Annotated in this window: 17 protein-coding genes; 8 read left to right on the plus strand and 9 right to left on the minus strand. The window is 64.7% G+C overall.

From position 1 onward, the window contains the following. Positions 1–17 precede the first annotated feature (17 nt). The gene (locus tag B2246_RS05080; protein WP_008649331.1) at positions 18–935 is read right to left on the minus strand and encodes an NAD kinase; all 918 of its coding nucleotides are present in this window, start codon (positions 933–935) and stop codon (positions 18–20) included. A gap of 100 nt (positions 936–1,035) precedes the next feature. On the opposite strand from B2246_RS05080, the gene hrcA reads away from it, so the two are divergent. The 3 genes from hrcA (at position 1,036) to B2246_RS05095 (ending at position 3,743) form a co-directional block, all read left to right on the plus strand. Next, complete coding sequence (hrcA, locus tag B2246_RS05085) at positions 1,036–2,082, plus strand: heat-inducible transcriptional repressor HrcA (protein WP_008649330.1); 1,047 nt, start codon at positions 1,036–1,038, stop codon at positions 2,080–2,082. A 110-nt stretch (positions 2,083–2,192) separates the two neighbouring features. Beyond that, a complete protein-coding gene (gene hemH, locus B2246_RS05090; RefSeq protein WP_008649329.1) occupies positions 2,193–3,308 on the plus strand; it encodes a ferrochelatase in 1,116 nt (371 codons plus the stop codon). Between the two features lie 39 nt (positions 3,309–3,347). Continuing rightward, complete coding sequence (locus tag B2246_RS05095) at positions 3,348–3,743, plus strand: RNA-binding S4 domain-containing protein (protein ID WP_008649328.1); 396 nt, start codon at positions 3,348–3,350, stop codon at positions 3,741–3,743. A 52-nt stretch (positions 3,744–3,795) separates the two neighbouring features. Here B2246_RS05095 and B2246_RS05100 read toward each other — a convergent pair whose 3' ends face one another. Continuing rightward, the gene (locus tag B2246_RS05100; protein ID WP_008649327.1) at positions 3,796–3,951 is read right to left on the minus strand and encodes a hypothetical protein; all 156 of its coding nucleotides are present in this window, start codon (positions 3,949–3,951) and stop codon (positions 3,796–3,798) included. A gap of 284 nt (positions 3,952–4,235) precedes the next feature. Here B2246_RS05100 and grpE point away from each other — a divergent pair, with 284 nt between their 5' ends. After that, positions 4,236–4,778, plus strand: coding sequence for a nucleotide exchange factor GrpE (grpE, locus tag B2246_RS05105; protein WP_008649326.1), 543 nt, complete (start codon positions 4,236–4,238; stop codon positions 4,776–4,778). A gap of 78 nt (positions 4,779–4,856) precedes the next feature. Further along, on the plus strand, positions 4,857–5,261 hold the full coding sequence (locus B2246_RS05110; protein WP_008649325.1) for a thioredoxin family protein: 405 nt from the start codon (positions 4,857–4,859) through the stop codon (positions 5,259–5,261). On the opposite strand, the gene B2246_RS05115 is transcribed toward B2246_RS05110, so the two are convergent. Next, a complete protein-coding gene (locus B2246_RS05115; RefSeq protein WP_035881771.1) occupies positions 5,250–6,551 on the minus strand; it encodes a phospholipase A in 1,302 nt (433 codons plus the stop codon). The genes B2246_RS05110 and B2246_RS05115 overlap by 12 nt on opposite strands. 156 nt (positions 6,552–6,707) lie before the next feature. Then, a complete protein-coding gene (locus tag B2246_RS05120; protein ID WP_008649323.1) occupies positions 6,708–7,139 on the minus strand; it encodes a DUF1841 family protein in 432 nt (143 codons plus the stop codon). A gap of 150 nt (positions 7,140–7,289) precedes the next feature. Here B2246_RS05120 and B2246_RS05125 point away from each other — a divergent pair, with 150 nt between their 5' ends. Then, positions 7,290–8,228 carry a DMT family transporter gene (locus tag B2246_RS05125; RefSeq protein WP_008649322.1) on the plus strand — a complete coding sequence of 313 codons (939 nt, stop codon included), beginning with the start codon at positions 7,290–7,292 and terminating at the stop codon, positions 8,226–8,228. A gap of 87 nt (positions 8,229–8,315) precedes the next feature. After that, positions 8,316–8,903, plus strand: a complete 588-nt coding sequence (locus B2246_RS05130) for a malonic semialdehyde reductase (RefSeq protein ID WP_008649321.1) — start codon at positions 8,316–8,318, stop codon at positions 8,901–8,903. A gap of 74 nt (positions 8,904–8,977) precedes the next feature. Here B2246_RS05130 and B2246_RS05135 read toward each other — a convergent pair whose 3' ends face one another. Genes B2246_RS05135 through B2246_RS05145 form a run of 3 tightly spaced genes read right to left on the minus strand, consistent with a single transcriptional unit; the run spans position 8,978 to position 12,215 of the window. Next, the gene (locus B2246_RS05135; protein WP_008649320.1) at positions 8,978–9,703 is read right to left on the minus strand and encodes a Coq4 family protein; all 726 of its coding nucleotides are present in this window, start codon (positions 9,701–9,703) and stop codon (positions 8,978–8,980) included. Between the two features lie 29 nt (positions 9,704–9,732). Continuing rightward, the gene (locus tag B2246_RS05140) at positions 9,733–10,701 is read right to left on the minus strand and encodes an alpha/beta fold hydrolase (RefSeq protein WP_008649319.1); all 969 of its coding nucleotides are present in this window, start codon (positions 10,699–10,701) and stop codon (positions 9,733–9,735) included. Continuing rightward, entirely contained in the window at positions 10,698–12,215 is a 1,518-nt protein-coding gene (locus tag B2246_RS05145; protein WP_286880181.1) for a flavin-containing monooxygenase, read from the minus strand. The genes B2246_RS05140 and B2246_RS05145 overlap by 4 nt, the downstream gene beginning before the upstream one ends. Positions 12,216–12,289: 74 nt before the next feature. On the opposite strand from B2246_RS05145, the gene B2246_RS05150 reads away from it, so the two are divergent. Beyond that, on the plus strand, positions 12,290–12,919 hold the full coding sequence (locus B2246_RS05150) for a TetR/AcrR family transcriptional regulator (RefSeq protein WP_008649315.1): 630 nt from the start codon (positions 12,290–12,292) through the stop codon (positions 12,917–12,919). A gap of 19 nt (positions 12,920–12,938) precedes the next feature. Here the strand turns inward: B2246_RS05150 and nth are convergent, their stop codons facing one another. Both nth and rsxB read right to left on the minus strand, forming a co-directional pair. Further along, positions 12,939–13,583, minus strand: coding sequence for an endonuclease III (gene nth, locus B2246_RS05155; protein ID WP_286880182.1), 645 nt, complete (start codon positions 13,581–13,583; stop codon positions 12,939–12,941). After that, positions 13,580–14,224 (minus strand): electron transport complex subunit RsxB (gene rsxB, locus B2246_RS05160; RefSeq protein ID WP_286964022.1); only part of this gene is annotated, 645 nt, incomplete at its 5' end. The genes rsxB and nth, both read right to left, overlap by 4 nt.

A 14,224-nucleotide genomic window follows, 5' to 3' on the forward strand; every position in this document is an offset into this window, starting at 1 on the left:
GTTGAGGTGCCTGTGGATCAGAGCCGGTTGTCTTCAGTCGGATACTCGTGCCAGTGCAGCTTCTTGCGCAGTGTGGCGTAGTAGTTATACCCCACCGGGTGCAGCAGGTTGATGGTCTTGGCCGAACGGCGTACCACGATGCGGTCGCCGGGCAGCAGCGAGGCCAGCGCCTGCATGTCGAAGTTGACGCTGACATCGCGCGCGCTGGCCACTTCGATCGTGACCTCGGCGTCGTACGGCAGCACGATGGGCCGGTTCGACAGCGCGTGCGGCGCGATCGGCACCAGCACCAGGCCGGACAGCGTCGGGTGCAGGATCGGGCCCCCCGCTGCCAGCGCGTAGGCGGTGGAGCCGGTCGGCGTGGAGACGATCAGGCCGTCCGAACGCTGGTTGTACATGAAATAGCCGTCGACCGAGACCGCCAGTTCGACCATGCCGGAGATCCCCGAGCGGTTCACCACCACATCGTTGAACGCCAGCGCGGAGAAAATCACCGAGTCGTCGCGGATCACGCGCGACTCCAGCAGCATCCGGGTTTCGGCCTCGTACCGGCCGGAAAGCATCTCTGGCAGTGCCGTGGAGATGGCATCGAGCGGGATGTCGGTCATGAAGCCCAGTCGGCCGTGGTTGACGCCGATCACGGGCACATCGTGCCCGGCCAGCTGGCGGGCCAGCCCGAGCAGCGTGCCGTCGCCGCCCAGCACCACCGCCACATCGGCTTCGCGGCCGATCTCGTCGGGGGTCAGCACCGGGTAACCTGTCAGCCCGGTAGCCATTGCGGTTTCGCGTTCGAACACCACATCCTGTCCGTTACGGGAGATGCAAGATGCGAGCTCTTCCAGCGGACCTTCGATGCCAGCGGTCGAGTGTCGGCCCACCAGGGCTACAGTCTTGAACGGGGGGCGCGCGGCGCCGGTCTTGTGGGGGGCAGACATGCCGGGATTAGACCATACCGGCATGATCGTTGTCAGCACTGGGCCGCCGCCGCTCCAGGTGACGCCTGAACCGCCAAAGTTTGATTAAAATCGGGGCATCATGGACGAACGTTCAAAAAAGCTTCTCAAGACCCTGATCGAGCGATACATCGTCGAGGGGCAGCCCGTGGGCTCGCGCACCCTGTCGAAGTTCTCGGGGCTTGATCTCTCGCCGGCCACCATCCGCAACGTGATGTCGGACCTCGAGGAGATGGGTTTCATCGCCAGCCCACATACCTCGGCTGGCCGAATCCCCACGCCGCGCGGGTACCGGCTGTTCGTCGACACAATGCTGACGGCGCGCCCGCTGGAGCGCGCGCCGGAGTTCAGTGCCGAACTGGCTGAGCTGACTGGCCAGATCCAGGGTCAACTGGGTGGCCAGCAGTTCGGGCCGCAGCGGATGATCACGGCGGCGGCGCATACGCTTTCGAATCTTTCTCATTTCGCCGGCGTGGTGATGACGCCACGGCGCGCGCAATCGTTCCGGCAGGTGGAATTCATGCGGTTGTCTGACAAGCGCATCCTGCTGATCATCGTCAGCCCGGAAGGGGATGTGCAGAATCGGATCATCCAGACCGACCTGGCGTACACGCCGGGCCAGCTCATCGAGGCGGCGAATTTCTTCAACTCGCACTATGCGGGCATGAGTTTCGACGCCGTGCGCGACCACCTGCGCGTGGAGTTGCAGGACCTGCGCCGCGACATGTCCGCGCTGATGCAGGCGGCGGTCGAGGCGGGCAGCAGCGCGATGGCCGAGGACAACGAGCAGGTGTTCATCTCAGGCGAGCGCAAGCTGCTGGAAGTGGAAGACCTGTCGTCGAGCATGGACAAGCTGCGTCGCCTGTTCGACGTGTTCGAGCACAAGACGAGCCTGCTGCAGCTGCTCGATGTGTCGAGTCACGCGCAGGGCGTGCAGATCTTCATCGGCGGCGAAAGCCAGCTTGTGCCGATCGAGGACATGGCCGTGATCACCGCGCCATACGGGGTGGATGGCCAGATCGTTGGCACCCTGGGCGTGATCGGCCCCACGCGGATGGCCTACGAACGGGTGATCCCGATCGTCGATATCACCGCGCGGCTCCTGTCCAGCGCGCTCAGCCAGAGCTGAGCCACGAACTATTGACACGGTGGACGTGTCTGTCCTGAGTCGGCCGCCTGCAACGGCTTGCGGCCGGCCCCTGATTCGCCAGCGCCCCCGGCAGTCCCAACGGAAACCCTATGACGTTTTCGCCTGAACCGGCACACCAGCACGGCCAGCCGCCGCGCACCGCGATCCTGCTGATCAACCTCGGCACCCCGGACGCGCCCACGCCTAAGGCGGTGGGGCGCTACCTGAAGGCGTTCCTGTCCGACCCGCGCGTGGTAGAGATCCCGCGCCTGGCCTGGCTGCCGATCCTGCACGGGCTGATCCTGCCGTTCCGCTCGCGGGCGTCGGCCATGAAGTACGAGTCGATCTGGCTGCGCGAGGCGCATATGACCGGGTCGCCGCTACTTGTGTATACAGAGCGTCAGGCTCATGCGCTGCAACTGTTGATGCAGCAGCAAGGTCACGACGTAACGGTGGCCTGCGCGATGCGCTATGGCAATCCGTCGATCGAATCGGTCATGGAAGCGCTGCGCCGGCAGGGTACCGAACAGATCCTGTTGCTGCCGCTGTATCCGCAGTTCTCCGGCACGACCACGGCCACCGCCTTCGACGAGGCATTTCGTGTCCTGTCGGCGTGGCGCAACCAGCCCGAGTTACGGCTGATCAAGCATTTCCACGATCACCCGGCGTATATCTCTGCGCTGCACAAGCAGGTGGGCGGCTATTGGGCCCAGCATGGCAAGCCGGATTTCGCGCGCGGTGACAAGCTGATCCTGTCGTTCCACGGCCTTCCGCGCCGGTTGCTGGACCTCGGTGATCCCTATCACTGCGAGTGTCTGAAGACCGGTCGTCTGCTCGGCGAGGCGCTGGGCTTGCAGCCCGGCCAGTATCAGGTGACGTTTCAGTCTCGTTTTGGCAAGGCGGAGTGGTTGCAGCCCTATACAGCGCCGACGCTGGCCGAACTGGGCAAGGTCGGGACGCAGCGCGTGGACGTGTTCTGTCCCGGCTTTCCCGCCGACTGCATCGAGACGCTCGAGGAGATCGCGATGGAGGGGCAGTCGGAATTCCGCGTGGCCGGCGGCCAGGATTTCCATTTCATCCCGTGCCTCAACGATGCCGAGGCCTGGATCGCCGGATTGGCGGATATTGCGTTGCAGCATCTGCAGGGGTGGCCGCTCAATGTTCCACATCCCCACGAACTGGAAGCAAGACGCTCCCGCGCTCAGGCGCGCGGCGCGGGAGCCTGAGCCTGTGACGGCGGTCACGGGCAGTAACGGACGGTAATCATGCAAGTCGATTTCGAACCCGATGCGCGGCTGCGCATCGACAAATGGCTCTGGTGCGCGCGCTTCTTCAAGACGCGCTCGCTGGCTGCCGAGGCGGTGGAGCGGGGGCGCGTGAGTGTCAACGGGCAGCCCTGCAAGAACTCGCGCGAGGTCAAGCCGGGCGACACCGTGATACTGGAGGCGCATCAGCAGCGCTGGGAAGTGGTGGTCAAGGGCGTGGCCGCGTCACGCGGGCCGGCGCCGATCGCCCAGACGCTCTATGCGGAGACCGAGGAAAGTCAGGCCGGGCGACAGACAGACGCGGAACGGCGGCGCTTCCAGCACGAGCCGGCGGCGCAGATGCACGGGCGACCGACCAAGCGCGACCGGCGCAGAATCGACGACTTCAAGGGGTGACGGTTGCAGCCAGCCGGGGGCGGGGCACTCCGGCTGGCCGTAATGTAGCGGGTTAGCGGACGTACTGGACGAGGTAATGCTTGAATACGGCCTTGCCGCTGCCATACTCGGTGTCGCGCGGGGCAACCGTGTCGGACAGGCAGATGAAGACCGTCATGGCCGAGAGCGCGGCAATCAGGCAAAGGGCAACGACTGGCAGCTTGTGCATGGCGAACCTTCCGAAGGATGCACCAAAATGATCCACCTCTCTGCTCCCGTTATTTTTGACATTTTTTATTAAGTGAATCTTAGTGTGTGCGATGCAGCAAAGCAATGACGGCTCGATTTCATCGAGCAAGGCTTTGTAACGACGTATTTCCGCGTCTCTGAACCTCCACACTTGAAAAATCGGGGACTGACACCAAGTGCAGCTAGACTTGCCGGTTTGACACCCGACTCACCCGATGGCCTGCCGCCAGAGCGGGCCGTGCTTTTGTTTTGATACGAATCGACATGGAAGAACAGAACCAGACGCCAACCCCCAATACGCAGGCAGCCGAGGACGCCGCCCGCACGCCGGAAGCCGGTGCCGACGAGGTGGTCCGCCTGACGCAACAGGTGGCCGAACTGGAAGCCAAGGCCAAGGAACACTACGATATGTTCCTGCGCGCCACGGCGGAGGGCGAGAACATCCGCCGCCGTTCGCAGGACGAAGTGGCCAAGGCTCACAAGTTCGCCATCGAGAGCTTTGCCGATAACCTCGTGCCCGTGATGGACAGCCTGCAGGCCGCGCTGGCCGACGGTACCGGTGACCTCGGCAAGCTGCGCGAAGGTGTGGAACTGACCGCGCGCCAACTGACCGCCGCGTTCGAACGTGGCCGCATTGTCGAAGTGAACCCGGTGGGCGAGAAGTTCGACCCGCATCGCCACCAGGCCATCTCGATGGTGCCGTCGGAGCAGGAACCGAACACCGTGGTCAACGTGCTGCAACGCGGCTACATGATTGCCGACCGCGTGCTGCGCCCGGCGCTGGTGACCGTCTCGGCGCCGCGCTGAGCGCGAGTCGTCGGCATACGGCAGTACGAAACGCCCGGGCCATTGGCACCGGGCGTTGTCGTTTCAGGAGGGATCGAAATGTCCGAAGGAAACGAGCCGCACCTCGATCACCGCGCGTTCGAGGCGCTCGATATGGCCGAAGTCGATGGCGAGAACATCGACGCGGCGATCGCCAATGCTGGCGACGATCTGGTCTGCGTGTTCTTCTGGGGTGTGGACTGCTTCAACTGCGAGATGGCCAAGAAGGCGATCCTGGCCAATCCCGAACCGATTCGCGCGCTCGACCTGCACTGGCTGCATGCCAATGTCTATGCCCATCCCGAGCTGGGGCGGCGCTTCGGCCTGCATGGTATCCCCGTGTTCATGTTCTTCCACAAGGGTAAGAAGCTCGGCCGCGCCACGGGCTGGCACGGCCATGGGCAGTTCTCGGCGGCCGTGGGCAATGCGCGGCTCAAGGCCAGCGGCAAGCCGCTAGCGGGATAGCGCGTAACCCAGGCGGATCTGCCAGGGCGTCTTCTGGTTGTAGTTGAGCAGGCTTTCGCCATAGCCATAGAAGTAGCCCAGCATCAGGTAGCCAGCCGTGCCCGGAATCAGGCGAGAGAGCGGGTACGAGGCCTGCGCGTCGACGCTGCCGTACATCTGCCGCGTGCCCTTGCGCAGCGTGGCGGCGAATTCCCACGAATCGGGCTTCCCATAGGCCAGGTTCAGGTCCATGTAGCCGCGATAGTGCGCGATGTCCTCATTCTCGCTTTTCTCCAGGTACGCATAGACCTTGGGCGCCACGCGCCAGTGCCAGTCGTTCTGGTCGCCAAAGTACATCGTCGGCTTGAGGAACAGCGTGTTGATGCTGCGCGAATCGGCGCCGGCCCGGCCATTCGACTCGTGCTCGAAGCCCGAAGCGATCGACAGCCGGCTGATCACGCTGTTCTTCACGCCCGTGTCGGACAGGTAGTAATACAGGCTAGGGCGATAGTTGGTGTCCTCGAACGGCTTCGAGGCGCTGTGCAGGTCCCATAGCGAGAACTGCGTGTAGGCGAAGTAGAGGTTGTCGATGAAGCGCTTCGACGCCGGGTCCTTGCCCTCGTAGATCCGGAATTTGAAGCTGAGCTGGAACTTGGCGTTGGCCCCGTCGTGCGCGCCGAACATGATGTACATCGGCTCGTTGAAGGAAAGCCGTTGCGCATCACGCAGATCGGCTGGCGCCGGAGTGGATGCGGGGACATTCTCGGCCGATACGACCGGGGTGACCTGGCCGACGCTGACAGGCGCGCCGGCCGCTTTGGGTTCGGCCGGTGTGCCGGCGACCACTGGCGCAGTAACGGTGGCCGGGTTTGCGCCCGGCGCCTGGTTCAGCGTGATCAGGACCGGCGCGGCGTCGATCCCGGAGATGTCCAGGCGGACCACTCCACGCAATGTCGCAGGCCATTCCCCACGGAAGCTGACGGTCTGGTGCTCGCCTTGCCGCAGATTCAGGACGGTTGGCCCCTTGCCGACGCGCTTGAGCGTCATGGGTGCCGGCGCCACAAGGTCTCCCGAGGCCGACACCTCAAGGGTGTCGGGCACGGCATAGCGCCGCATGTCCCGATCTCCAGTGATCAGCAGGGTCAGCGTGAGCGGCTGAGTGGCATCAATGACACGCGGCGGCTGCAACACGGAGACCGCGGCATCGGCTGGCGTGGCGTGGAACAGGACGGCCGACGAGGCCAGCGTAGGCAACAGCAGGCGGAAGGCCGTGCGTGGAAGTGCAACACGGCCTGACACGTAACGTGGCATCGGGAGCAATGAGCGCCGCACCGGCGGGATATCGACAGCACTCCGGTGACGTGGACGCGACAAGAGTTGCGATGCCCGCAAGCGTACCATGTGTGGCGCGTGCGGCATGTGACGAATGGTTAGCCACGGGGCGTGGCCAAACCGGGTGGGTGCGGATCAGCCGGCGGCCCGGCGTCGGATATCGTCCACGTAGGCCTGCCCGTCCGGCGGCATGCCATTGCGCTGCGCGTTCCAGAGCATCTGGCCGAGCGCTTCCATGATCTGGTGCTGGGCCTCGTGCGGCGAATCGAGCCGGCGGCTCAATGCCTCGTAGGCGGCGCGGATGCCGGGCGGCTGGTCGATCGAGACCTGTTCGGAGATCGACAGATGCATCGCCAAGTGCAGGAACGGGTTGGTCTGGCCGCCTTCCGGTGTGTAGTCGCGCGCTAGCGCGGCTTCGGTATCGGTCAGCAGGGACTGGTACTCGGGATGCTGGTCGATCCAGTCGACCGCGATCGCTTCAAGCGGCGTGAGGACGTTGCCCGCGACGCGCTTCTGCCAGGCTTCGCAGAAGAACCGGCGGACTTCTTCTCTTGAGGGATTGAACATGATGGCCGCTATTGTAGTGCAGCGGTCGCGGCTCTGCCGACGGCGCCCCGCGCATTAGTAGAATGCGGAAGTTTGTTCGCCGTCGTTCAGTACGCTGACAAACTATCGCGAACAAACCTCAGCCACTGCCATTTTTCAGATTCGCCACCGATGACTGCATCCGCCACCGGCACCATGGGCCACGCCCGCGACAAGCTCGCGGGCGTGTTGCTGATCGCGCTCTCCGCCAGCGCCTTCGGCGCCATGGCCATCTTCGCGCGCTTTGCCTATGCAGCGGGGGCGGACGTCTATGGCCTGCTGGCCGTGCGCTTCCTGCTGGCCGCGATTGCGATGGGCTTTGTGATGCGTGCCAGGGGGATCAGCCTGCCGCCGTGGCGCCGCGTGCTGGCGCTGGCGGCGATGGGTGGCATCGGTTATGTCAGCCAGTCGTACTGTTTTTTCACGGCGTTGAACTACGCGCAGGCCAGCCTGGTGGCGCTGCTGCTGTATCTCTATCCGCTGTTCGTGACGATCCTGGCCGCCGTCTTCCTGAAGGAGCACCTGACCACTTCCACGGTGATCGCGCTGGTGCTCTGCTCGGTGGGCGCGGGTTTGACCGTGGGGGGAGGCGAGGGCAGTTCGCTAGGCATCGCCCTTGGGGTGGCCGCGGCGGTGATCTATTCGATCTATATCGTGGTGGGTGCGCGCGTGACTGCCGGCGTCAATGCCATCGCCACGACCACGGTGATCTGTACGGCGGCGGCACTGGTCTATGTGACGCTCGGGTTCTTGCGCGCGGGGGCTGGCGTGCCGCCGCAGTTTCCGGCCAGCGCAGGTGGCTGGCTGGCGTTGGTGGCCATCGCGCTGGTATCCACCGTGCTCGCGATCCTGACGTTCTTCGCCGGACTGCAGCGGCTTGGGGCCTCCAAGGCATCGATGCTGTCGACGCTGGAGCCTGTGGTGACCGTAGTGCTGGCCGCCGTGCTGCTTGGCGAACACATCGGCCCGACCCAGGCCGTCGGGGGCGGGTTGATCCTCGCCGGAGTGCTCTGGCTGACACGCCGGGCCAGCGGTACGCCCCCACTGAAGACCTCCGACGAACGGAATTGAACGGGTTCGTCAAAGCGCTTGTGGGCGCACGGCGGACGCTTGGGTACAATCGCGCTTTCTTTCATCCCAAAACCCGGAAAACGCGCAATGAAATCCGTCGATCAGGCAGTCCTTGCACAATTGTTCACTGAAGCCCGCACCCACAACGTGTGGCAAGACAAGCATGTGGATGATGCGCTGCTGAAGCAGATCTACGAAGCGATGAAATTCGGTCCGACCGCCGCAAATGGCTCGCCGGCACGCATCGTGTTCGTGAAGTCGGCGGCCGAGAAGGCCCGCCTGGTCGAGTGCGTATCGGCTGGCAATGCCGACAAGACCCGCTCGGCGCCGGTGACCGCGATCATCGCGTTCGACCGCAACTTCCACGACCAACTGCCGAAGCTGTTCCCCCACGCCGATGCGCGCTCGTGGTATGCCGGCAACGACGAGAAGATTGCCCGCGACGCGCTGATGAACAGCTCGCTGCAAGGTGGCTACTTCATCCTGGCCGCCCGCGCACTGGGTCTGGACTGCGGCCCGATGGCCGGATTCGATGCCGACAAGCTCAACGCCACGTTCTTCCCCGACGGCAAGTGGGCGGTCAACTTCCTGGTGAACCTGGGCTATGGCGAAGCCGACAAGCTGTTCCCGCGTGGTCCGCGCCTGACGTTCGACGAAGCCTGCCGCATCGTCTGATGCGCCGCTGACCCGAAACAAAAAAGCGACCCATCGAGGTCGCTTTTTTGTTGGCGCGTGGACGGCTCAGGGGCTCAGGCCGACCATTCCTCCATCGGATTGCAGGCGAGGTATTGCTTTGCTTCCGAGATGCCAAGCCGCTCCCGGGCCGCGTCGATCGGCTCGTTCAGCAGCGCATCGTAGTCTTCGGCCAGCAGCCACTTCGCCCGCTTGCCCAGGCGGTAGCCTTCGAGCACTGCGCGCGCGAACGCGAGGCTGCCGGTCAGCCGCCAGCTCTTCAGGGCAGCGGCGACCGCGATGAAGGCCCAACCCTTGCCGCCGGTCTGCGCATAGCTGAACGCGACCAGTGCCGCCTCGCCGAGACTTTCGTCGGCACGGTAGCCGGTCAGCACGTGCCAGATATCGTGGATGTCGCGTGTGCGCCGGCCGAACCACATATACGCGTCCTCGACCACCGGTTCCTGGTTCAGGTTCGAGACCTTCGCCAACCCATCCGCGCTATAGCCGGTCTTTTCGAGAAAACCACGGTACGCCGCGCCGACCGTTCCCGGGGCAAAGCTGGCGATGTATGCGGGATCGCAGAGTCGCTCGGCCAGTTCTTCGCGCAGGTAAGCAAGGCGGCGGCCTTCCGGCGTGCTCAGCAGCCGGCTGTAGTTCTTAGGCATGCTCGGGCCATTGAGCGCCCGCATGATGCGGAAGACCTGCTCTGTGTCGTGGCCGTCCGCCAGCAGTTTGCGGATGGCATCGAAGGCGGTGGGCAAGTCCCGCTTGTAAGGGTTGAAACCGGTCGAAGCGGCCATCGTTGGGCTCCTATTTTCGGGCGGGCGGATCAGGCGGACACTGGCTCGTGCAGTTGCAGTGCCGCGTTTCGGACAAAATCCACGCTGGTATCGATCGCGGTAACTGGCAGCATATGCCCTCCGCTTACCAATGTCAGCCTGGCGCCAGGGACCTTCGCGGCGAATGCCTCGCCGTTCAGCTTGTAGTCGAGGATGCGGTCCTCGCGGCCGTAAAGGACGTGGATCGGCATCCGCAGCGCGCCATAGTGCGGCACCACGGCAGGCAGACTCGCGGCCGCGCCGATCAGGTCTTCCGAGGCACCGAGGAAATGGCTCGGCCGCATTGCCAGCAGGCCGCCGCCGCGCGTGGGGAAGTCGTCGGGCGCGCGGTCGGGGCCGAAGACAATGTCCATGACCTGCTCGCGATTCCTGATCGACATCGGGATCAGCAGCGTCCACGCCAGCAGCTTTCTCTTCCATGCGCTCGGGATCGTCATTGCCTCGAACACGGGCGAGATATGCTCGGGCGGATGCGTCAGCGGGGCGATCAGGGCCAGACCGCCCACATGCTCGGGGTGGCGACTCGCCAGGGTCAGCGCAATCGCGCCACCCAGCGAGTGGCCGACCACCAGTGGCTTGTCGAGGCCCATCTTGTCGATCAGGGCAGCCAGCGTGTCGGCCTGCGCCGGCAGGTCGGCAGCGGCGCCGGGCGCGCGCGTCGAGTATCCGGCGGCAGGCCGGTCGATGGCCACCACCCGGAAGTCGCGCGCAAGCGGTTCGATCATCCCGTAGTCGAAGTTGCCGAGCTGGCCGGACAGGCCATGCACCAGCAGTACAGCGGGGCCGGTGCCGCGCTCGACGACATGCAACTGCGCGCCAGGGACGTCAATGAAACGCCCGGTCGGCGGCAAGGCGGCTTCGATCTTCCGGGTGGTGCGCCACGTGAACAGGAACAGCGCAAGGCCGATCAGTACCAGCAGCCCAACGACGGCGACGATGACGGAGAGCAGGACGTTCACGGCTGTACCTCCGCCAGGGCATCTTCCTGCGGCAAGGTCGCGGTGCCTTGCCTATCAAACTGCAGCACGCCATCCGCGATGCGGCCATGGCGAATGGTCATCATATCCATGAAGTAGTTCTGGTAGACGCGCCACGGCCGGCGGTCGCCCTGCCGGGGCAGCACACTGGCGGCGCGTTGCACGTAGCCCGAAGAGAAGTTCAGAAATGGCATGGTCTGCACGGTTGGATCCACGTGCGGCGCGGCGGAGCGGTAGCCGTGGCGATCCATGTAACGCAGCAGCCGGCAGACGTACTCGGCGGTCAGGTCCGCCTTCAGCGTCCACGATGCATTGGTGTAGCCGAAGGCCAGCACGAGATTGGGTACGTCGCTGAGCATCATGCCCTTGTAGGCCATCGCCTCGGCCGGGCGGCGCGGCGCGCCATCCACGGTGACGACGATGTCGCCCAGCATATTCAGCTTCAGGCCGGTGGCCACCACCACGATGTCGGCCGGCAGGGTCTGGCCCGAGGCCAGCACGATACCGTCCTCGGTGAAACGCTCGATGGTGTCGGTCACGATGGAGGCGCGGCCCTCGCGGATCTCGCGGAACAGGTCGCCGTCGGGCACCAGGCAGACGCGCTGGTCCCATGGCTTGTAGCGCGGTGTGAAATGGGTGTCGACGTCATAGCCGGGCGCGAGCTGCTCGGCCGCCATGCCGATCATCCGGGCCTTGACCTTCTCAGGTTTGCGACGGGCAAGCTGGAAGAAGAACATCCCCAGCAGCACGTTCTTCCAGCGCGTGGCCGCATAGGCCAGCCCTTCGGGCAGCATCCGGCGCAGCTTGTGAGCGATCGCATCCTGACCGGGACGCGTGACGATATACGTGGGCGACCGCTGCAGCATCGTCACGTGGGCCGCGGTTTGCGACATGGACGGTACCAGCGTGACGGCCGTAGCGCCGCTGCCGACTACCACCACGCGTTTGCCGGCATAGTCGATCGACGGGTCCCAGAACTGTGGATGCACCATGCGGCCACGGAAGTTCTCCTCGCCGGGAAACGTTGGCCGGTGTCCCTCCGCGTAGCTGTAGTAGCCGGCGCAGACATAAAGGAAATGTGTGCGCAGGCGGACCCGGCTGCCATCGGCGGTGCGCTCGGCCTCGATCGTCCAGCAGGCTGAGCGGCTATCCCAGGCCGCGCTGACCACCTTGTGCCCGTAGCGGATGTGCTTTGTGATGCCCGCCTCATCGGCGGTCTCGCGAATGTACGACAGGATCGACGGGCCATCGGCAATTGCCTTGGCGCCTCTCCAGGGCTTGAAGCGGTACCCCAGGGTGTACATGTCCGAGTCGGAGCGGATGCCCGGGTAGCGGAACAGATCCCAGGTACCGCCCATGGCCTGCCGGGCTTCCAGGATGGCGTAGCGCTTGCCGGGGCAGCGGTCCTGCAATTGTCGGGCGGCGCCGATACCGGACAGGCCGGCGCCGACGATCAGAACATCAAGGACTGCGTCATCAGGAGTAGGGGCGGTCATGACGGGAACCCGGATCAGTGGCATTTCTGACAACATAGGTTGTCAGAAGCAATCTGACAATAGGGAATGTCATAATGGCGCCCATGACTACCGAGCTCTCTCCCGCGCGCCGCTACCGTGGCGCCGAAGCCGAAGAACGGCGCGCCCAGCGCCGCGGGCAACTTATTGCCGCGGCAGTACAGGTCTATGGCGAGCGCGGCTACCAGAACGCGACAGTCAAGGCCGTTTGCGAGGCAGCCGGTCTTACCGAGCGGTACTTCTACGAGTCATTCGCCAACAGCGAGGCCTTGCTGCTGGCTTCGTTTCAAACAGTCACGGACCTGTTGCTGCAGAAGATCGAACTGGCCGGCGAAGCGGCCGGCGGTGACGGCGAGCATCGCGCATTGGCGATACTGCGTGCCTACTTCGGCACGCTGCAGTGCGAACCCCGCTCGGCGCGGGTCTTCCTGGTGGAGATCCGGGGTGTCAGCAAACTGGTGGATGAGGCGCTCGGCCTCTCGCTGCGCGATTTCGGCGGGCTGCTGGCGCGTGTGCTGATGCCGGAAGGCAAGGAGCCGGATCCGATGCTGCTGGCCGGTGTGGCTGGCGGCATCATTCATGTGGCACTGCACTGGATCCGTCACGGCTATGCGCCCGATGTCGATACCGTTGCGGCGACGGCGCTGCAACTGGCGCTGGTGTTGAAGGATCGTCAGCGTTCCTGACGACCGGCGACTGAACCGGCTACTGCTTCGGCGCGGGCGTTTTTTCCTTGAACTCGCAGAGGGGTTCGATCGCGCAGTGCCAGCACTCGGGCTTGCGCGCCTTGCACACGTAGCGACCATGCAGGATCAGCCAGTGGTGCGCATCGTGCAGGAATTCTGTCGGCACGACCTTCAGCAGCTTCTGCTCTACTGCGTCGGGATTCTTGCCGGGCGCCAGGCCGGTACGGTTCGATACGCGGAAAATGTGCGTGTCCACGGCGATCGTCGGCTGGCCGAACCCAACGTTAAGCACCACGTTTGCCGTCTTGCGGCCGACGCCGGGCAGCGATTCCAGCGCCTCGCGCACCGGCGGCACCTTGCCGTCGTACTTCTCCACAAGAATGCGGCACGTTTCCATTACGTGCTTGGCCTTGGTCTTGTAGAGGCCGATCGTCTTGATGTAGTCGATCAGGCCCGCCTCGCCAAGCGCCAGGATCTGCTGCGGCGAATGCGCGACCGGGAACAGCAGGCGCGTGGCCTTGTTGACGCCGACATCGGTGGCCTGCGCGGAGAGCAGCACCGCGATCAGCAATTCGAACGGCGAGCTGTACTCCAGCTCCGTGGTCGGCGTCGGATTGACCTCACGCAGGGTTTCGAAGATGGCGCGGCACTTGGCGGAGTTCATGTCGAAGGGTTGTTGTTGTCCTGCTTGTTTTCCTGTTTATTGCCCTGCTCGCCGGCCGGTTCGTGCGTTGTCATGCCAAGCTTTGCCCGCCGTGCTTCGGCAGCGTCGATCTGCGCCTGGACGGCCGGCGAAACGTTCTCGGTGTTGAGCGGCCGGGCCGCAGCCTGCTTCTGTCGCGCGCGTTCAATGGCCGCCTGGATGATCGCCTTCTTGCGTGCCTGGGCTTCCTGTTCCGCGGTGTTGGCGACGGGCTCGGCCTGCAGCGCCTCGAGTTTGGCGGCAGCCTTGGCAGCCAGCCGCGCATCGTTTTCCTCGCGCTCCCGCACCAGCCGCACGCCGCGCGCGGCGTAGCGCGCGTGTGCCGCGTCGGCCTGTTCCTGTGACCACGCAGCCCATCCCGTTTGCTCGCCGGTGACCGGAATCATCTCGATGCAGTCGACCGGGCAGGGCGTCACGCACAAGTCGCAGCCCGTGCACCAGTCTGGCAGGACGGTGTGCATCTGCTTGGGCGCACCGACGATGGCATCGACTGGGCAGGCCTGGATACACAGCGTGCAGCCGATACAGAGCGATTCTTCGATCCGGGCGACCGCGCGGGGTTGCTCCACGCCGCGTTCCGGGTCGAGGGGGGGGGGGGGGGG

The sequence above is a fragment of the Cupriavidus sp. UBA2010 genome (assembly GCF_002335265.1).
In the GTDB taxonomy this organism is placed as follows: domain Bacteria; phylum Pseudomonadota; class Gammaproteobacteria; order Burkholderiales; family Burkholderiaceae; genus Cupriavidus; species Cupriavidus metallidurans.